The following is an 18,805-nucleotide window of genomic DNA, read 5'->3' as shown; positions in this document are numbered from 1 at the left end:
ACGGCACAAATGACGGAGCAATTGGCGGCGTAGAAACCAACCCGATCCACCTTAGCCAAGCCGCCAAGCTGTCTCACCAGACGGGTCCACCTCAAAGTTCAAGGCTGCCTCGGGCTGGGTTGAGCTTGACGCCGCCACAGTTGCAGCCATCGCCACGGCGGTCGGCGACCATGTGCAGGCGTGTTTCGATCTCGAAGAGGCAGTAGTTGCCGCGATCACTGACGGGACAGTTACGACCGTCGAGCAAGTGGATACGTACTTCGCTTCCGAAGCATAGCGGGCCGACACGCTCTCGCTTGGGGGCGGGGAGCGCGCCGGCCCTGCGGCGTTGGGGTGCCGCAGAGGGACAATAGCCTGCAAATCTGATCTTACAATCGGCGCAAAAAAAGGCCCCGCGTGTGGCGGAGCCTTCGGAAAATGTCGAACGGGATGATCAGAACTTGACGGCGATGCCGAGACGGATGTCGTGGGTTTTGAGGTCGACATGCGTGTCGTTGTTCGGGAAACCTGGAATCGCATAGGTTGCGCTGCCCAAATCGGAATAGCGGTAGTCCATGCGGGTCGTCAGATTCTCGGCAAGTGCGTATTCCACACCCGCTCCGATCGTCCAGCCGACGTGGGTCTTCTCGCCGGGTAGCGGGGGCGTGCTAGCATAATCGGGAATGACTTCGTACCTACCGAATACGATACCGGCGGTCGCGTAAGGTAAGATACGGTCAAAAGCGTAGCCGACGCGTCCCCGCAGCGCCCCTGACCATTTCAGCTTTGCGGTTGCGACGTTGTTGGGAACCACGACGCCCGCAAGATCGTAGAGCAGGGTGGCGTCGGCGTTTATGTCGGAAGCTGCGATGTCGATTTCAGCTCCAAGCACGGCCTTGTTCGCCAATTGGTGGTTGTACCCCGCATAGAGACCACCGAGTGCACCGTCGGGTTCGACCGGAAAGTATTGGAGATCGGCACCGTAATCTCTCAGCCAAACGTAAGAATCCGACCATCCATATCCGACCTGCGCGCCGATATAAGCGCCCGACCAGTCGTAGGTGGCATCCTGCGCAACGGCAGTCCCGACGCTGAGCGCGAAAGCGGCGGCGGCAAGCAGTAGCTGTTTCATGATTTGCCCCAAGCAAAATGCCTTGGCCCGATAACACGCCTCACTAAGGTTTGAAAGTAGCGCCGGCCCTGCCGTCCCCTCGTAAGGACAGCCGGCGCATTCTAACCCGCAAACCTGAACTGGCAATCGGGCGGTCAGCACCTGCCCCATGTGCCGTAGATCAGGGCCAAATTCTCTGGAGAAAGTTTGATCGTATAGCGATAGGTGGAGTTGTCGTAGATGCCTGCGGCCTCCACCGTCAAGCATATCCCGTCTCGGTAGGCGGTTACCTCGGCTGGTGAAAGCGCCGCATTCCGGATTCGTTTTCGCCTGCCGGCCCGCTTGGCCGGTTCGATGTAGATTTCCATGTCTTGCCCCCGCAAATTCGAAAGGAACTGGCGCACCCTTCGTCGTGGGCACCCAGCAGAAACGACTACTGAATAGCCGCGTGTGCAGCATATCCCAGAATCCTACAGAAATGTGAAACAGCTCACATTTGTTCCGCGGCTGATCTGACAATCTGAAAGGAACCACCATGAACAGAACCGTGCCCGCCGGCGCGGCGATCACGCTTGCGCAAATCGAACGGATCGTCGGCAAACTGTCGGCCAAGCAGAAGGCCAATGCGAATAGCCTGGCCGAAGGGCTGGCGGCCTATGGCTTGCAGGCCGGTCTTTCCCAGCCGCACCGTCTCGCGCAGTTCCTCGCTCAAATCCTCCACGAGAGCGGGGCCTTCAACTACGACCGCGAGATATGGGGTCCGACGCCGGCGCAGAAGCGCTACGAGGGCCGCGCCGATCTCGGAAATGTCCAGAAGGGCGACGGCTCCCGATACCGTGGACGCGGCCCGATCCAGATCACCGGTCGGACCAACTATCGCGCCTTCACGAAATGGGCGAAGAAGATCGATCCCAAGGCCCCGAACTTCGAAACGAACCCGGAAGCGGTCGTAACCGATCCGTGGGAAGGACTTGGTCCGATCTGGTATTGGGATGCCGGCAACCCGGAAGGTCGCAGCCTCAACCGCTACGCCGACGACAACAACATCGAGATGATTACGCGCCGGGTGAATGGTGGGCTCAACGGCTTCGCCGACCGCGTGAACTGGTATGTGCGCGCCGCGCTGGTTCTGCTTGGATACGGCCCAGCGGAAGTGAAGCGCTTCCAGCAGAACCATCCCGAAGCCGGTATGGCCGATGGCATTGCGGGGGAGAAAACCCGCATGGCCCTGCACAAGGCCCTCTCTGGCGCGAACCCTTACCGTGAGGTCGAGACCGTCGAGCGAGAGATTGAGGTGGAGGTTCCTACCATCCCCGAAGCCGTCGAGACGAAGGTAAAGGAAAAGGTAGACTGGTGGGCCAAGCTGACCGGTGGCGGTGGTGTGGCGGGCCTTGGTCTCAGCGCGTTCCTTGGCGCCGACTGGCAGGCCGTCCTCGCGGGCGGGGCCGTTCTTATCGCGGTGATCCTCATCCTTGTGCTTCTACGCACCCAGATCGGGGAAGTCATCCGCGATATTCGCGGGGCTCTGGCATGACTTTCCGTCTGATCCTCGTGGGCGCGGTGATCCTCGCGGTCATCGCGCTCGTCTACATCATCCGGGAAGACGGCGCACGATCCGTCACCACGAAAATCGAAAGGCAGAACGATGCGGCACGCAATTCGGCTGATGGCGCTCGCGGCGCTTATGACAAGTGCATCGATGCTGGCGGGATGTGGAACTTCAGCGCCGGCAAATGTGAAGGGCCTTAGCCAGGTGGTCGGGACCGATCTCGTTGGCGCGCGCGGCGCAACGGCAGCCGATCAACGCAGGATCGACCGCACTGTCGTCGGGCTCTGCGCTGGCGGTGTGTGGAGCAAGCAGGACTGCGCGAGGCACGGGAAGGAAAGTCAGGAATGAACGACGCCAGCCAGGACCGGGCCATCGGCAGGATCGAAGGCAAGCTCGATCTGATCATTGCCGATCAGGACAAGGCCCGACAGGATCGGAAACAGCAGTATGAGCGGCTGGAGAAGATCGAGCGGCGCACCGAAGGAACCGACCGCAAGGTCGAGAGCATCGACAAGCGGCTTGAGAAGGTCGAGGAACCCGTTGCCGAGTTCTCGCGCTGGCGCGAACGCGGCGTCGGGGCACTCATGCTTGTCAGCTTCGCCGCCGCCTCAGTGGGCGGGCTGGCAGTCGCCTTTGGTAAAAAGGTATGGGTCGCCTTAACCGGAACTTAGCTCATTGGAAGCCAGTGAGGGGCACGTCCGTTTGCGGGCGTGTCTCAGGCGACAGGCCCGTCATCCGCAAGGGTGGCGGGCTTTTCTGCGCCAACTCACTCTACCGTCACGGAATCCGTAGGACTGGGATCCACTTCTGCCAAGGGAATGGCAACAGCCACAAGCGCGCCAATGACGGCGACCGCGAAGGCAACTATCATTATGTGGATTGCGGTTTTCATATTGCGTTGCTCTCACGAAGATGTTCCGCACAAGCTATGACAGGCTTAAAGGCTGTAGCCGGGCGGGATAGACACTCGTCTGCCAATTCGTTGGCCAGCAGAGGAAACCGGGAAAATTCTGCTGTTTGCCATACCGCCGAGCCCGGTTGACGCGGCTTCAGCGTGAAACCAACGAACGCTTTGGCGCAGGGTTCCCAAGAGAAGCGGACAGTTTCAGAAGATTCGGTCCCTGCAAGGTTACCTATAGGTGATTGGGATCGTTACCTTGGACGATATGCCGTGCGTCTCGCTCCAGAATGGCGCTCATAACCTCCGCCACCTCTCGCAGCAACGCTTGCAGCTGATTTGCATCAAAGTGTTCTATGTGATCCGCTGCATCCATGACTTTCAGCAATACGTCGACGCCCCTTTGATGCAATAGCACGTTACTCTCCTACGACTCGCTGCGGCGATCATGCCTGCATTTCATAACCCCTGGTCTGAAAAATTGTCACGATATGTTACGTGACGGAACGCTTCGATCTCCCTTGGATTGTGTAGCGCCAGGCACAGAAGCTTGGCGACAACCCAACCAGGAGAAGCATCATGCCGAACCAAGGCGGAACTCACGAACAGCATGTGAAAGCTGGCCAGCAGAGCCACAAGAACGACGATAACAAGCAACAACATGCATCGGAAAACAAAAAGTCTGACGACAATCATCGCGGCGGCAAAGGCAACTTCGCAGAAGATCGGGAACGAGCTTCGGAGGCCGGCCGCAAGGGTGGACAGAAATAATCATCAGCCACCTGATAAAGCCCGCCATCCGGAAAGTGGCGGGCTTATTTCTTGTTGCCTGAGTAAAATATACCCATTAAGTTCGGTGCCAGCTTATATTGCTCTGTCTTGGGGAATTGGCAGAGGGCATTTTTTCCTGCGGCCCTGTTGTCCCGGACTGCCGGCATCTGCCAACCGATCACCGCGCAGGATATCCCAAGCCTCCGTGTAGGCCATATCGAGCAGATACCCAAGGTATTGCGCGCGTTCTGCCTTGGCCATTATTGCTAGCTGACCGATCATACTCCCCAAATATTCGATAACCTCGCGCTGGCGCTCCGAGCGTTCGAACTCAGAAATAGTTGCCAGCGAGTTCTGCGAAACTTTCATCCGATTGATTTGAGTCATATTACCCTCCGCCTGGTGATGCTAAGAATCACCATAGGTCGATACTGCCTCTAAACCATAACTATGGCCAGAGTCGCTCTGGTTGTGTGCGGTTGTAATGCACGTTGATATATTTTGCTTCGGCATTATTGATGAGGAAGGAATACGGCAAGGGACGGCCACGCAATATGTATATGGAAGGCGCTTTTGCATGTCGCCAAAAGATTCACATAAAGATGGAAAGCCGCTAAGCCTGACGGAAGGCATCAACGAACTCAGAGTCACTATAGGAGACAACGAGCAGCTACGGCACATCGTTGAGTTGGTGGAAATAGGTCAGAAGCTCGAATCGGAACAGGCATTCAGCAAGACCGATGCAGTCGAGATTGCAGACATTCTGCTGCGATCTCGAAGCCCAGGGGAGGCTCTGGATTTCCTTGAGCGGTTGGCTGCCCGCGGGCCACGAACCATGTTGCATCGCGCCGTCCTCGGTGAAATCACCAAACGCGCGCGTGTCGGCTGTGGCTGAACCGGATGGAGCGCTGCCGCCTCGCCGACATTGAAATCTCCGCGGGAAAGCTTCCAGAGGCTGATATGCTATAGAATAGAGGTACTAGTATCATCCGCTATTAGGCCCAGAGCGCTAACCCGCAGGCGTTGACGCACGCTCAAAGGTGGTCGCTCTTCTTTGAACAATAGGCAGCGGAGATTGGAAGAGTGGCAACACGACGGAGATTGTCACGCGATATTTTCAGATCGCGACTGGCAAAACGCGAGGAACTGGAAATCCAGATCGCCAAGCAAATTGGCGAATTGTTACGGGAGCACGACCCTACCCTCCATCTGCCCGGCATCCGAACAGCGTCAGGGCTGGCTGCGATGATTGCTGCGCAAATCGCCGTCCAACCGCAATCGGTCCAACGGTCCATGGCTTCCTTGGAGGACCATCTCACAGAGCTTGCGACTGATTTCGTCGCCAACGTTGTGGAGACAGCGCAAAGCAACCTCGACCACGGGATCAAACGTTTCTATGCGGCCGCGCCGATCAATCCGGACGGCCTACAACTGCCTGACGATTGGGCCGGGCCCGTGGCAGGCCCGTCGCTGATCGAAAAGCATTTTGGGATCAATCGGTCCACGCTTCACAGATGGCATAAGCGTGGTGATTGCATCGCTCTCAATGCCAAGACTAGCAAGAAGCCTGTTTTTCCGCTGAAGCAATTTCTTGATGGCCGTCCCGTAGATGGCCTTGCGGAAGTCATCACCATTTTCGGAGATCAGCGCGCAGCGTGGCAGTGGCTTACCTCACCGAACGTGGCCCTGAATGGTGAAGATCCGATTGATCTGCTGATCGAGGGTGAGCAGGATCGCGTGATTGAGCTGGCGCGTAGCTCTCAATCCTGACTTTTAAAGAAAGAACCCGGCAGTTACCTGCCGGGTTCTTCTGTTCAGACGGTGAAACCGATCTTAGAACGAACGCTGGAAGCGGAGGTAACCGCCCCAGCCGTCCTGCTTGCCGCCAACCTTGGCGCCGGTGATGTCACGTGCATAGCCGGACTCGTAGACAACTTCCGGGCGGATGTTGAAGCCGGGAACCAGTGCGTAGTTCACGCCGACAGCAGCGCCGAAGTTCTCATGGTCGTCATAAGCGAGCTGGAAGTCCAGTGCCGCCTTGTCGGTGAACTGATACTTGCCACCGCCCCAGACAGCCCAGTCGCCGCCCCAGACGCCATAATATCCGCTCCTGCCAAGCGTAGTGGCAGTGCCGAGATCCCAGGCGCGATCGAAATCGTAATCCTGCAGACCAGCCATGATCCAGAGGCTCAGAGCTTCGTTGACGTTGAAGTCGACGCGCAGCTTACCGGCAACTTCACCCCAGACGGAGTCGTAGCCGATGACGCCCGAGATCTTGCCCCAGCCCTGCGTGAACGAGGCGCCAGCCACGACATGCGGAACGTAGGAATCGATGGTGTAATTAACCCCGGAACCTTCTTCAACGCCGATCGTGGCCGAGAAGCCGTTGCCGCCGTCGAAAGTGTAGGCGATCAGGTGAGACTTGCCCGGCGAGTAGGCGACGCCGATGTCGTCGTTGATGACCGAACCGGCCGAGTCGGTCAGCGTCTCGAACAGCGAGTCGGTGTAGGCGATGGTCAGGCCGCCGAGCTGAATGATGGCGTGCTCAAGAGCCCAATCCGAAGAGGTGCTCGACCAAGGAGCACCCGTAGGGCCGAGACGGGCATTGGTGCTTTCGATGGAATCGCGCTGGAAGTAGGTGGCGATATAGCCGCGCAGGGTGCCGTACTCAGTCTCCGAACGGGCGTCGAAGGTGAGCTGGGCGCGCATGCGCTTGAAGTAGGTGTCATTGATGTCGACGACGCTGCTGCCAACCAAATCCTTCTTGTCGATGCTTTCGAGGCCCAGCACGTCGCCCACGCCGATGTCATAGCGCAGGTAGCCGCCGACCTTGAGGCAGGTCTCGGTGCCCGGGATGTAGAAGTAGCCAGCGCCGTAGACGTCGCAGATGCGGACGTATTCAGCGGGTTCGGGCTCGGCCACGACGATAGCGTCGGCAGCGCGAGCACCAGAAACTGCGACGAGGGCCGCAGCGGAGCCGAGAAGCAGGCTCTTGATGTTCATGTGTCTCTCCAGTGCAAAACTGAACTGTTTTCCTGAGTGCCCGAAGGCCGTGGGTGAAAAGATCGTGCGAGTCGCCCCTCTTTCCGGCCTGATTGATTTCCCACTGAGCCGATTCATTCAAGCCCAATCCACGCTCACAGGTGCTTTGTCGTGGCCATTGGGAATGGGCTGTTGCAATTTTGACACGATTGAGGCGGGTGCATTAAGAATGTGGTAAGGATTGGTCGCCTTCACCCGCTGGACCGAGTGAAGGTATTATGCTTCTTTGTGGCCCTCGATCTCCAGTCGAGAAGAGGCCTCGTCGAGGACGCATTCCCTGCTGTCCTGATGGGGCCTCTGCATATTCTGGGTTCGGTCGCGACAGTCAATCGTACAGCCCATCGCCAAGCTTACGGTGAGTATCTGGTGAGTTGGAAATGCACCTCACATATAAATAATTGAAATTACAATTATTTCTTATGTTGATGACTGCCTTCCTTGGGCAGATCGGCCGGCGCCAGATTGATCGTCACCCGCTTGGCGGGCATCGAAAGCCCCGAAGCGTGCAGCGCGGCCTGTACGCGCTCCCGGCTTTCGGCCACGGCCTTGTCCGGCAGCCCGACGATGGATATGCCGACCTTTCCGGGCGCAACCATCACCTGCACGTCGACAGGCACGGCCTCGATGCCCTGAAAGGCCACGGTGCGCACGCGTGAAACCATATCCCCGCCCCCAACCAATAACGGCAGGTCCCGGCAGCTTCGTCCCCGCACCGGCCCCTGATCCGGAAATGAAGCACGAAACGCCCTGCTCCGCAAGAACATTACGGGAACAAGTTCGCCTCATAGGTGCAACCAGGTTGCACCAAATTGAAAAAGGAGAACATTTGTTCCGGCTTCGCTTCAGGGTGGCGGTGACGCCGCAAGAAAAATGGCTGGCGGTGCAACACCGCCAGCCATCGATCGCAGCAACAATGCAACCCGTGGCTTACTGAGCAGCAGCCTTGGCGGCGTCGATCCAGCCATCGAAGGTCTGCTGGTTGGCCTTGATCCACTCGTCGGCCTGACGCTCCAGATCGGCCGGCTTGTCCGCGCCCTGATACATCTGGGCGTTCTGCGCGAAGATGTCCTCAAGCGGAATGCTCATTTCCTCGAACAGCTTCTTCGCGGCCGGGTTCTTCTCCAGGAAGTCGTTGTTGGCGACAACCTGAATGTCGTTGGCCGGCCAGCCCATCTGGCACGGGTTGCTGGCGCAGCCCTTCACGTCGGGGATGGAAGTCTGCGATTCCATCTCCTTCTGGTCTTCCGGCAGCGAGGGCTTTTCCACTTCGAGCCACACCACGTCCTCGTCCGGCTTCAGCATGCCGACCGTCCAGTTCGGGGTCCAGGTGTAGAAGAAGATCGGCTTGCCCTGCTCAAAGCGGCTGACGGCGTCCGCCATGGACGCGGAATAGGCGGCCTTGATCGGCTCAACCGTATCGCCCAGCCCGTAGGCTTCCATCTGGTGGGTGATGGTCAGTTCACAGCCCCAGCCGGGCGGGCAGGCGACCAGATCGGCCTTTCCGTCACCATTGTCATCGAACAGCTTGGCGATTTCCGGCTTCTTGAAGTCCTCAACCTTGCGGATATTGTGTTCATCGGCCGTCTTCTTGTCGATCAGATAGCCCTGCAGCGCGCCGCCCTTGGCGACATAGCCGACCGTGCTGCCCTTGCCCTTGATCTCTTCAAGATAGGTGTTGTGCAACGGGAACCAGCCGCTTGCCCAGAAATCCATGTCGCCCTGCGACAGCGCCTGGTAGAAGGGCGGGTTGTCGAGCGCCGTCGGCCCCTGGACCGTATAGCCCAGCGCCTCCATCGCCTTCTTGTAGACCTGCGCCTGGAACCATTCCGTGTCCCAAGTGGGCTGCCCCATACGAACGGTCGTTCCCTCGCCGGGCAACGATTGCGCGACCAGCGGCGAGACGCTGAGCGTCAGCGCCGTCAGCGCCGCGCCGATACCGTAGAGAATCCTGTTTCCAGCCATGTCTTGTTTCTCCCTGTTGTGGTGTGGAGTGAGCTTGGATTTGGTGGTGGTCCGGATGTGCTTCATAATCTCCTTGCGTGGGAACGGGCCGCCGTCAGGCGCCTGTTCTTTTCCTGTCGTTTCCGGTTTCGCCGAGCGCCTGTGTGACCCGGTCGAGGATGATCGCCATCAAGACGATGCCGAGGCCGCCCACGCTGGCGTAGCCGACATCGAGTCTGCCAAGGCCGGTGTTGACGATGAGGCCGAGGCCGCCGGCGCCGATCAGCGCGCCGATCACCGCCATGGAAAGCGCAAGCATCAGTGTCTGGTTGACGCCGGTCATGATGGTGCGCAACGCCAGCGGAAGCTGGATTTCCCAAAGGATCTGACGCGAGGTCGAACCGAAGGCGCGGCCGGCCTCCACCAGTTCCTCCTGTACCTGCCGGATGCCGAGATTGGTGAGACGCACCAGCGGCGGCAGGGCGAAGATGATGGTGGCGATGACCGCCGGCACCATCCCGACGCCGAACAGCATGACGATCGGCACCAGATAGACGAAGGACGGGATGGTCTGCATGACGTCCAGTATCGGCCGGATGACCGACGCCGCCCGGTCGCTGCGCGCCGCGAGAATGCCCGCCGGAATGCCGACGATGATGCAGAACACGACGGCGGTGATGATCATCGCCAGCGTGATCATGGTCTCGCGCCAGATGCCGATCCAGTCGAGAAGCAGCAGCGACACCAGAGTGAAGATGGCCACGCCCCGGCCCGCCGCCCGCCATGCGCCGAGCACGACGAGAACCAGCAGGACGGCGAAGGGGATGGCCAGCAGCAATGCCTGGAGATTGTCAAGCAGCATCTGGATCGGCATTTGCAGCATGCGGAAGAACGGCCGCAAGACCGGCACCAGCCAGTCCTTGACCACCGCCTGAATCCAGTCGTCGAGCGGCAGTTCGCCATAATGCGAAGGCCGGGCCAGATCGGTGGCGGCGCGGAGCGTGTTCATGGTGTCCGACATGGTCACGATCTCCCCTTTTCAGCAGCGGCCTGCCCGGATAATTCCTTCCCGGCTCCATCGCCGGCAAGCATCGCGGCCATGTCGGCCGCGTCGAGCTGGCCTTCGGGATCGCCGTCGCCGCCCACAACGACAATCGGCTTTCCGTCCGAGACAAGGCCGAACGCCTCATGCAGGGGACGACTGCCTTCTATGGTCACGGCGCCCTTTTCGATCAGCCTCCTGAGCGCGGCAGGGTCGTCGGCGCGCCTTATGGCCGCCCGCACCGGCAGCACCCGCCCGCGATCGATGTCACGGGTGAAGGCCGCCACATAGTCGTCGGCCGGATCAAGCACGATCTCCGCGGGTTTGCCGACCTGCGCCAGCCGCCCGTCCTTCATCACCGCGACATGATCGCCCAGCGTCAGCGCCTCGTTGAGGTCATGGGTGATGAAGATGATGGTTGTGCGGTAGCGGCGCTGCAATTCGATCAGTTCACCCTGCATATCGCGGCGGATGAGCGGGTCGAGCGCGCTGAACGGCTCATCCATCAGCAGGATTTCGGGATCGAGCGCCAGGGCGCGGGCCAGTCCCACGCGCTGCTGCATGCCGCCGCTGAGATTATGCGGGTAACGATCCCCCCAGCCGGCAAGACCGACGTTTTCCAGCGTCTTCAACGCCTTTTCGCGACGCTCGGCCTTGCCCAGCCCGCGCATCTTCAGGCCGTATTCGACATTTTCCGCCACGGTGCGGTGCGGCAGCAACGCGAAATGCTGGAACACCATGGTGATCTTGCCGAGGCGCAATTCGCGAAGGCGCTCGTCCGACGCCTTGAGGACGTCCTCGCCGTCGATCTCGATGGAGCCGACGGTCGGATCATGCAGGCGGTTAAGGCAGCGCACCAGCGTGGATTTGCCCGAGCCCGACAGACCCATGACGACGAATATCTCGCCGGCATCCACTGAAAAGGACACGTTGTCGATGGCAAGCACCGCGCCGGTCTGCTTGAGGATTTCGCTCTTGGAGACGCCTTGCCGCGCAAGCTCGAGCGCTTCGCCGGCTTTGGTGCCGAAGGCTTTGCTGACGCCTCGCACTTCAATGCGACGGGCGGCTTGCTGGCTGTCGGGCGATTCCGGGGGGTGTATTCCGTGCATCAGTTGCGGCCTCCCGAGACAACGGGGGCAATTGCAACCGCGCCGATGAAGGCGGATTTGGATGCTGGAACAGTCGGGCTGGAATTTTCGGCGCTGTTTCCGTCCGGGAAGATGCGGAAGGCGCCGGGCACTATCTGGCATAGGGCTTTCCCGCAGTCGGAAAAGCCTGATTTCAATACAAGGATAACGAGTCTCCTCATTCTTCTTGCCCCCCAATGCTCGTCCCGGGTTCCCGACCGGGCGGCCTTTGTTTGAGGGTCATGATTTCAATCTTGTCTCGGGGTTGTAAACCCCAAGACCCCGAATGATAGGCATTACCTAATGTAATGCAACCCGTAATGAAAAGAACGGGGCTTTTTATGCCTCGGAGAGGGCCGGAGCGGCTTCCGGCCCGGCAACACCCGGCTGGGCGCGCTCGGCGCGAATCCAGCGCAGAAACGCCTCGACCTGAGGCTTGACGGGCTGGCCGTTGCGCAGCACCACGAAATAGGCTTCGCGTGTGCGAAGCGACTCGGCGGAAACGCGCACCAGCCGATTTTGCTCCAAAAGATCGTGGACCAGCCTGTTCCAGCCAAGAGCGATGCCTTCGCCGCGCATCGCGGCATGGATCGCATCCGTGTAGAAGCTGCAACTCAGCGTCACGTTGCGCGGCGCCGCGCCATGCCCGAAGGCGTTGAGCCATCGCTCCCAGCCGATCCAGCTGGGATCGGGGGAATCGCTGACGATCAGACTGTGACGGATGAGATCCGCCACGCAATCGGGAGAGCCGTGGGCGGCCAGATAGTCCGGGCTGCACACCGGGAAAATATCGTCGTTGAACAGCATGATCGCCCGGCCGTCAGTCCAGTTGCCCTCGCCATAACGGATGGCGATGTCGACGTCCTCGCGCAGCAGGTTCACATTGGTGTCCTGGCTGATGACCTTCAGCCTGATTTCAGGGTGAAGACGGCGGAAATCGGAAATCTTCGGCAGCAGCCAGAAATGCGAAAACGCGACCGAAGCCGAGATGACCAGTTCGCCGGGACTGGTTTCAGCAGTGAGCGACTGCACGGTGCGGGTGATGGTGCCCAGCGCTTCCGACATGGATTTCGACAGCGTCTGGCCGCGCTCGGTGAGTTCGATCGAACGATGCAGACGCCGGAAGAGCTGGAAGCCGAGATTCTGCTCAAGCGCCTGCACCTGCCTGCTCACCGCCGCCTGGGTGATGCCGAGCTCGGCTGCGGCGCGCGTGAAGCTCAACTGCCGCGCCGCGGCTTCGAACACCACCAGCGACGTCATGGATGGAAGCTGACGGCGAAAACCAGACATGAGCCTGCCTTATGCTTGAAACCATATGATGGGCCGGAAGCCGGCTTGCGGCAAGCCTTCCATCGCGCTCAGGTTCCCCTCGGCTTGGCGCGGCTGGTGGCCTGCGCCAGCAGCGGGTTCTCCGGCCAGACATGCTTCGGATAGCGGCCGCGCATGTCGGAGCGCACATCGGCCCACGAACCCTGCCAGAAGCCCGGCAGATCGCGGGTTGTCTGGATCGGCCTATGCGCCGGCGACAGCAGCTCCAACGTCAGCGGCACGGCGCCGCCGGCTATGGCGGGATGCGCGCCGAGGCCGAACAGTTCCTGCACGCGGATGGCCAGCACCGGCTGCTCGCCGTCATAGCGGATCGGCACATGGCTGCCGGAAGGCGCATCGAAATGGGTGGGCGCCAGCGCGTTGATGCGCCGCTGCAGCTCATGCGGCACCAATGTGGTGAGGCCGGCGGCCAGCGCACCGCCGCCGATCGAGGCAAGCGAAGCCGAGCCGCTCAGAAACGGCAGAAGCCACTCATCCAGGCGATCGATCAACACCCCTTCCGCCATATCCGGCCAGGGCTCCCCCAGCCCCTTGCGCAGCCATGAAAGGCGCTGGCGCAGCGTCGTCGCCTCCTTGCCCCATGGCAGGATGGCGAGCCCGTTTTCGCGCACGGCGTCGAGCACGGCCTCGTTCGCCACATCGCCCGTCGGCGCAGGCAGCATCCGCTCGGAAAGCACGATGGCTCCCAACCGGCTCTGCTCGCGCACCCGCACGCTCCTGCGCTCCAGATCGAACAGCGTCTCACGGCGGTTTTCGATGCTTTGCCCAAGCAGATCGCGAATATCATCTTCGCTGACCGTTGCTGCGGCGGTGATGCGTGCATTCTGCGCCTTGCCCTGCAAGTCCGCGACGACGAGGAAGGCTTCGCCGGCCAGCGGATCGGCTGCGTCGAGCATCGCGCCCGAGCCATTGGCGAGCACGAAACGTCCGCGTTCGCCACGCGCCCGGGCGACGCGATCCGGCCATGCGTGCAGCAGCAAAGCGCCGGGCGTGGACGAGCCGTCGCGGTCACGGCCCTTGCCTGCACTGTACGCCAGCCGCTCCGCCAACTGCCGTGCGGCTTTGGCGCGGGGCGATCTTTCGCCGGCAAAGCGCATCAGCCGCCGCTCCAGATCAGCGCTGTCGCCGCCCAGTCCGCGCTCGGTCAAAAGCACGGCCAGAAGGGCTGCATCCCGTTCATGGCCGCTGCGGGCGGCTTCGGCCACCATATGCGCAAGCCGCACCGGCAAGGCCAGACGCCGCATCGCCTGCCCGGCTTCGGTGAGGCGGCCATCGGCGTCGATGGCTTCCAGCGTGCGCAAAAGGGCGCGGGCCTCTGTGAGCGCCGGGCCGGGCGGCGGATCGAGAAAGGCGAGGGTCGCGGGATCGGCCACGCCGAAGGCCGCGCAATCGAGCAGCAGGCCCGACAGATCCGCGGCGAGAATTTCAGGAGGCGTAAAGGCGGGCAGCGCCGCCGTCTGCTCGGCACGCCACAGGCGAATCGCGATACCGGGTCCGGTGCGCCCGGCGCGGCCGGCCCGCTGGTCGGCGGAGGCCCGCGACACGCGCACCGTCTCCAACCGTGTCAGGCCGCTCGCCGGCTCGTAGGCGGGAAGGCGCGCAAGGCCGCTGTCGATGACCACGCGCACCCCGTCGATGGTGATCGAGGTCTCGGCGATGGCGGTGGCCAGCACCACCTTGCGCCGGCCGGAGGGCGGGGGGCGGATGGCTGCATCCTGCGCCTTCGCATCCATCATGCCAAATAGCGGCACGATGTCGGTGTCGGCCCCGACGCGGCCTTCCAGCCGCCCGGCGGTGCGTTCGATCTCGCGCTGGCCCGGCAGGAAGGCGAGCACGCTGCCCGTTTCCTCAGCAAGGGTGGCGCGGACGGCGGCGGCCACGGCCTCATCCACCGGCATGCCGGCGGGGCGCTCCTTGTAAAGGATATCCACGGGGAAGGACCGGCCCTCGCTCTCGATCACCGGCGCACCGTCCAGCAATCTTGCCACGCGCGCGCCATCCAGCGTCGCCGACATGACCAGAAGGCGCAAATCGGGCCGTAGCGCGCCCTGCACGTCGAGCGCCAGCGCGAGGCCGAAATCGCCATCCAGCGAGCGCTCGTGGAATTCGTCGAAGATCAGCGCCTTGACGCCAGGCAGTTCGGGATCGTCAAGGATCATGCGCGCCAGCACGCCCTCGGTGACGACCATGACGCGGGTGCGGCCCGATACACGCTTTTCCATGCGCATGGCGTAGCCGACCGTGCCGCCCGGCTCTTCGCCGAGCAGCGAAGCCATGCGCCGCGCGGCGGCGCGGGCAGCCAGCCGGCGCGGCTCCAGCAACACGATGACGCCGTCCTCGCGCCAGCCCGCTTCGAGCAAAGCCAGCGGCGTCAGCGTCGTCTTGCCCGCTCCCGGTGGCGCGACCAGAACCGCCTTGTTGCCGCGGTCGAGCGCTCGGCCAAGATCGGCTAAAACGGCGGTGACCGGAAGCTCCGGCAGCGAAACGGCATTCATGAAGGGCTCAGACCTGCTCCCAGCCGTCATGCCCGCCGGCACGGAAGATGGCGTCGATGACCCTCTGGTTCAGCACCGATTCCTCCAGCGTGAAGATGCGATCCTTGCCGCCGCCGGCGGCGCGGGCAAAGGCCTCGACCTGGAGGCGGTATTGCTGCGCGCTGGGGAAGCGGAAGACCTGCGCCGCATCGTGATCGCGGTTGTGAAGCGTCACGACATGATCGTCATAGCGCCCGGCATTGAAGGGTGACGCCACCTCGATAAAACCCGTGTCGCCGTGGAAAACCATGGCCTGACGCGCGGCCATCTGCGTCGAAAGATAGAAAGACAATTCGAAACTGCCGAAATCGGCGCGCACCGACGAATAGATGTCGGTGCCGAAGGTCGCGTCACGCTCGATGCTCGCCTGCACGCGCAAGGGTTCGCCGCCCGTCGCAAAGCGCGTCGTCACGGCCGGATAGACGCCGATATCGAACAGCGCGCCGCCACCGAGATCGGGCTGGTTGCGCATGTTCCGGGGGTCGACATTGTAGTAGGAGAAGGCTCCCTGCACATGGCGCAGCCGGCCGATGACCCCCTCCGCGATCAGCTCGCGCACCTTGATCCACTGCGGGTGGTGGACGACCATGAAGGCCTCGCTGACCAGCACCTTGTGGTGATCGCGAAGCGCAATCAGCGGCGCGATGTCGTCCGCCTTCAGCGCCAGCGGCTTTTCCACCAGCACATGTTTGCCGGCTTCGATGGCCTTCGCCGCCCATTCCACATGCTGCGAGCTCGGCAGGGGAATGTAGACGCCATCGATCTCCGGGAACGCCAGCAATTCCTCATAGGAGCCGAACGCGTAGGGCGCGTTCCACTGATCCGCCAGGCGCCGGGCGCGGGCCGCATCACGGCTCGCGATGGCCGCCACCACGCCGTTTTCCGAGCCGGCGATGGCCGGCAACAGATGCTCGCGCGCGATATTGGCCGTTGAAAGGATACCCCACCGGAACATGACTTCACCCCGCGCGAACGATGAAAGGCAAGAATGGCGCGAAGCGGGCCAAAAGCCAACCGCCTCGCGCCCACTCCGGGGACAGGTCAGAAATCAGGCCCGCAGCGCGCCGCCGGTCTGCTTTTTGACGTTTTCGACAATACGGCCCGCCAACGCCTCGAAATCCTCTTCCGTAAGGGTCTTCTCCACCGGCTGGATGGTGACCTCGATGGCGATGGATTTCTTTCCATCGCCAAGCGCCGCGCCCTCGAAAATGTCGAACACGCCGACGTCGGTGACCAGCTTCTTGTCGGCGGCAAGCGCCGCCTTCACCAGCGCGCCAACCTCAACCGTCCTGTCGACGACGAAGGCGAAGTCGCGCTTCACCGCCTGGAATGCGGAAAGCTCCAGCTTCGGCTTGGTGCGCGTCGGCTTTGCCTTGGGCTCGGGGATGGCGTCCACGAACACCTCGAAGCCGGCCAGCGGCCCGCTGGCGTCGAGCGCCTCAAGCGTCTTCGGATGGAACTCGCCGAAATGACCAAGCACCACCTTGGGGCCGAGCTTGATCACGCCCGAGCGGCCCGGATGATACCAGCCGGGCGCGGCCGCCTCTATCTGCAAGCGGTCCACCGGTGCGCCACAGGCTTCCAGCACGGCGATGGCGTCGGCCTTGGCGTCGTAGACGCCGACCGGGGCGGCGTTGCCGTTCCAGTGGCGGCCGGAACCATCCAGCTTCGCGGTGCCCCGCCGGATGCCGGCGGCGACGCGACGCTGTTTTTCAGGCGTGTCGCCCTCATAGGCTCCGGACACCTCGAACAGGGCGACATCGCCCATGCCGCGATCCGCATTGCGCTGGGCCGCCGCGATCAGGCCAGGCAGCAGGGAGGGCCGCATATCCGACATGTCGGCGGCGATCGGGTTGGCGAGCTTCAACGCCGCCTGCCCGCCGCCGAACAGCTCGGCGTGCCTTGCCGGAATGAACGACCATGTGACGGCCTCCAGCATGCCGCGCACGGCCAGAGCCCGCCGGGCGAAGCGGCTGCGAATCTGCAGCGTGGTGAGAATCTTGCCGTTCACCGCATCATGGCTGGAAAGCGGGCGCGACTCGATCTCATCGACGCCGTGGATGCGCATCACCTCCTCCACCAGATCGGCCTTGCCGTCGACATCCGGCCGCCAGGACGGCGCCTCGACATCGACCACCTCGCCATCGCCCTGCGGCCTGAAGCCAAGCCGGCTGAGGATCGACAGGCTCTCCTCCTTCGACACGTCGAGGCCAGTGAGCCGTTTCACCTCCGAAAGCGGGAAGGAAACCACCTTCGGCGCATGGCCGGCATAGCCGACGAGCTGCGCCTCGGTCGGTTCGCCGCCGCACAGGTCCAGCACCATGCGGGTCGCCAGCTCCAGCCCCGGCGCCATGAATTCGGGATCGACGCCGCGCTCGAAACGGTAGCGGGCGTCGGTGATGATGCCGAGTGAGCGGCCTGTGCGGGCGATGTTGAGGGCGTTCCAGAGCGCCGATTCGATCAGCACGTCGGTGGTGTTCTCGTCGCAGCCGGAATGCTCGCCACCCATGATGCCGGCGATGGATTCCACACCATTGTCATCGGCGATGACGCACATGTCCGGCGTCAGCTCATATTCGCGGCCATCGAGCGCCAGCACCTTGTCGCCTTCGCGGCCATGGCGCACCACGAGATTGCCGGCGACCTTGGCGGCGTCGAACGCATGCAGCGGCCGTCCGCGATCGAAGGTGATGTAGTTGGTGATGTCGACCAGCGTGTTGATGGGACGCAGGCCGATGGCCAGCAGGCGCTGCTGCATCCACTTGGGCGACGGACCGTTCTTCACCCCGCGCACGAGACGCAGCGCGAAACCGAAACACAGGTCGGGAGCCTCGATGGTCAGCTTCACCGGGCATTCGCCCTTGCCGGCGACCGGTTCGACCGGCGCGGTTTTCAGCGTGCCGAGGCCGGAGGCGGCGAGGTCGCGGGCGATGCCGTAGACGCCCGTGGCGTCCGGGCGGTTCGGCGTCAGGTTGATCTCGATGACCGGATCGTCCAGCCCCGCCCAGCTTGCGTAAGACGTGCCGACCGGCGCATCGGAGGCCAGATCGATGATGCCGTCATGCTCGTCGGAAAGCTGCAATTCGCGTTCCGAGCACATCATGCCATGGCTCTCGACGCCCCTGATCTTGCCGACCGAAAGCGTCACGTCGATGCCGGGAACGTAGGTGCCGGGCGCGGCGAAGGCGCCGATGAGGCCCGCCCGCGCATTGGGCGCGCCGCAGACGACCTGAATGGGCGCGCCATTGTTGACCCTTGGGCCAGCATCGACCGACAGAACGCGCAGCTTGTCGGCGTCGGGATGCTTTTCGGCGGTGAGAACCCTGGCGATGACGAAGGGCCTGAGGGCGGCCTTGTCATCCACGGATTCGACTTCGAGGCCGATCGCGGTCAGCCGCTCGACGATTTCGTCCAGCGTCGCCTCGGTTTCGAGATGCTCTTTCAGCCAGGAGAGGGTGAATTTCATGTGTCTGTTCCTTGCC

General features: G+C 62.2%; 18 protein-coding genes and 2 pseudogenes. 8 read left to right on the top strand and 12 right to left on the bottom strand.

All coding sequences use genetic code 11. The features are described 5' to 3' along the window. Positions 1-85: 85 nt before the first annotated feature. Positions 86-277, top strand: a pseudogene (locus tag ABID44_RS18705) (DUF4376 domain-containing protein); the annotation flags it as partial. Positions 278-433: 156 nt separating this feature from the next. Here ABID44_RS18705 and ABID44_RS10580 read toward each other — a convergent pair. Next, positions 434-1,111: an outer membrane protein gene (locus ABID44_RS10580; RefSeq protein WP_354151672.1), complete on the bottom strand. Its 678-nt coding sequence runs from the start codon at positions 1,109-1,111 to the stop codon at positions 434-436. A 134-nt stretch (positions 1,112-1,245) separates the two neighbouring features. Further along, a complete protein-coding gene (locus ABID44_RS10575; protein WP_354151671.1) occupies positions 1,246-1,458 on the bottom strand; it encodes a hypothetical protein in 213 nt (70 codons plus the stop codon). A 167-nt stretch (positions 1,459-1,625) separates the two neighbouring features. Here ABID44_RS10575 and ABID44_RS10570 point away from each other — a divergent pair, with 167 nt between their 5' ends. The 5 genes from ABID44_RS10570 (at position 1,626) to ABID44_RS10550 (ending at position 4,308) form a co-directional block, all read left to right on the top strand. After that, positions 1,626-2,624: a glycoside hydrolase family 19 protein gene (locus tag ABID44_RS10570; protein ID WP_354151670.1), complete on the top strand. Its 999-nt coding sequence runs from the start codon at positions 1,626-1,628 to the stop codon at positions 2,622-2,624. Continuing rightward, positions 2,621-2,839, top strand: coding sequence for a hypothetical protein (locus ABID44_RS10565; RefSeq protein ID WP_354151669.1), 219 nt, complete (start codon positions 2,621-2,623; stop codon positions 2,837-2,839). The genes ABID44_RS10570 and ABID44_RS10565 overlap by 4 nt, the downstream gene beginning before the upstream one ends. After that, positions 2,757-2,987, top strand: a complete 231-nt coding sequence (locus ABID44_RS10560; RefSeq protein ID WP_354151668.1) for a hypothetical protein — start codon at positions 2,757-2,759, stop codon at positions 2,985-2,987. Before ABID44_RS10565 ends, ABID44_RS10560 begins: the two co-directional genes overlap by 83 nt. Further along, a complete protein-coding gene (locus ABID44_RS10555) occupies positions 2,984-3,310 on the top strand; it encodes a hypothetical protein (RefSeq protein ID WP_354151667.1) in 327 nt (108 codons plus the stop codon). The genes ABID44_RS10560 and ABID44_RS10555 overlap by 4 nt, the downstream gene beginning before the upstream one ends. An 806-nt stretch (positions 3,311-4,116) precedes the next feature. Continuing rightward, positions 4,117-4,308 (top strand): KGG domain-containing protein, encoded by a 192-nt coding sequence (locus ABID44_RS10550; protein WP_354151666.1) that lies wholly within the window; start codon positions 4,117-4,119, stop codon positions 4,306-4,308. Between the two features lie 93 nt (positions 4,309-4,401). Here ABID44_RS10550 and ABID44_RS10545 read toward each other — a convergent pair whose 3' ends face one another. After that, complete coding sequence (locus tag ABID44_RS10545) at positions 4,402-4,695, bottom strand: hypothetical protein (RefSeq protein WP_035025139.1); 294 nt, start codon at positions 4,693-4,695, stop codon at positions 4,402-4,404. Between the two features lie 190 nt (positions 4,696-4,885). On the opposite strand from ABID44_RS10545, the gene ABID44_RS10540 reads away from it, so the two are divergent. Then, positions 4,886-5,203: a hypothetical protein gene (locus tag ABID44_RS10540; protein WP_036992162.1), complete on the top strand. Its 318-nt coding sequence runs from the start codon at positions 4,886-4,888 to the stop codon at positions 5,201-5,203. Positions 5,204-5,391: 188 nt separating this feature from the next. After that, on the top strand, positions 5,392-6,078 hold the full coding sequence (locus ABID44_RS10535) for an antitoxin Xre/MbcA/ParS-like domain-containing protein (RefSeq protein WP_354151665.1): 687 nt from the start codon (positions 5,392-5,394) through the stop codon (positions 6,076-6,078). 63 nt (positions 6,079-6,141) lie between these two features. Here ABID44_RS10535 and ABID44_RS10530 read toward each other — a convergent pair whose 3' ends face one another. From ABID44_RS10530 to pheT, 9 genes and pseudogenes are all read right to left on the bottom strand, one after another. Further along, positions 6,142-7,311 (bottom strand): porin, encoded by a 1,170-nt coding sequence (locus ABID44_RS10530; RefSeq protein WP_354151664.1) that lies wholly within the window; start codon positions 7,309-7,311, stop codon positions 6,142-6,144. A 464-nt stretch (positions 7,312-7,775) separates the two neighbouring features. Further along, positions 7,776-8,012: pseudogene (locus tag ABID44_RS10525) on the bottom strand (magnesium chelatase domain-containing protein); the annotation flags it as partial. Positions 8,013-8,277: 265 nt separating this feature from the next. Then, the gene (gene proX, locus ABID44_RS10520) at positions 8,278-9,312 is read right to left on the bottom strand and encodes a glycine betaine/L-proline ABC transporter substrate-binding protein ProX (RefSeq protein WP_354151663.1); all 1,035 of its coding nucleotides are present in this window, start codon (positions 9,310-9,312) and stop codon (positions 8,278-8,280) included. A gap of 94 nt (positions 9,313-9,406) precedes the next feature. Further along, complete coding sequence (locus ABID44_RS10515; protein ID WP_354151662.1) at positions 9,407-10,312, bottom strand: ABC transporter permease; 906 nt, start codon at positions 10,310-10,312, stop codon at positions 9,407-9,409. A gap of 2 nt (positions 10,313-10,314) precedes the next feature. Next, positions 10,315-11,442: a quaternary amine ABC transporter ATP-binding protein gene (locus ABID44_RS10510; RefSeq protein WP_354151661.1), complete on the bottom strand. Its 1,128-nt coding sequence runs from the start codon at positions 11,440-11,442 to the stop codon at positions 10,315-10,317. 357 nt (positions 11,443-11,799) lie between these two features. Next, complete coding sequence (locus ABID44_RS10505) at positions 11,800-12,750, bottom strand: LysR substrate-binding domain-containing protein (RefSeq protein ID WP_354151660.1); 951 nt, start codon at positions 12,748-12,750, stop codon at positions 11,800-11,802. Positions 12,751-12,818: 68 nt separating this feature from the next. Further along, the gene (gene hrpB / locus ABID44_RS10500) at positions 12,819-15,284 is read right to left on the bottom strand and encodes an ATP-dependent helicase HrpB (protein WP_354151659.1); all 2,466 of its coding nucleotides are present in this window, start codon (positions 15,282-15,284) and stop codon (positions 12,819-12,821) included. A 7-nt stretch (positions 15,285-15,291) separates the two neighbouring features. Next, the gene (locus ABID44_RS10495) at positions 15,292-16,278 is read right to left on the bottom strand and encodes a Gfo/Idh/MocA family protein (RefSeq protein ID WP_354151658.1); all 987 of its coding nucleotides are present in this window, start codon (positions 16,276-16,278) and stop codon (positions 15,292-15,294) included. Positions 16,279-16,371: 93 nt separating this feature from the next. Further along, on the bottom strand, positions 16,372-18,789 hold the full coding sequence (gene pheT / locus ABID44_RS10490; RefSeq protein WP_354151657.1) for a phenylalanine--tRNA ligase subunit beta: 2,418 nt from the start codon (positions 18,787-18,789) through the stop codon (positions 16,372-16,374). Positions 18,790-18,805 lie beyond the last annotated feature (16 nt).

This window comes from Aquamicrobium ahrensii (genome assembly GCF_040545755.1).
GTDB classification, from domain to species: domain Bacteria; phylum Pseudomonadota; class Alphaproteobacteria; order Rhizobiales; family Rhizobiaceae; genus Mesorhizobium; species Mesorhizobium ahrensii.
Note: the sequence above shows the minus strand (reverse complement) of the source record. Positions and strands in the feature narration are given on the sequence as shown.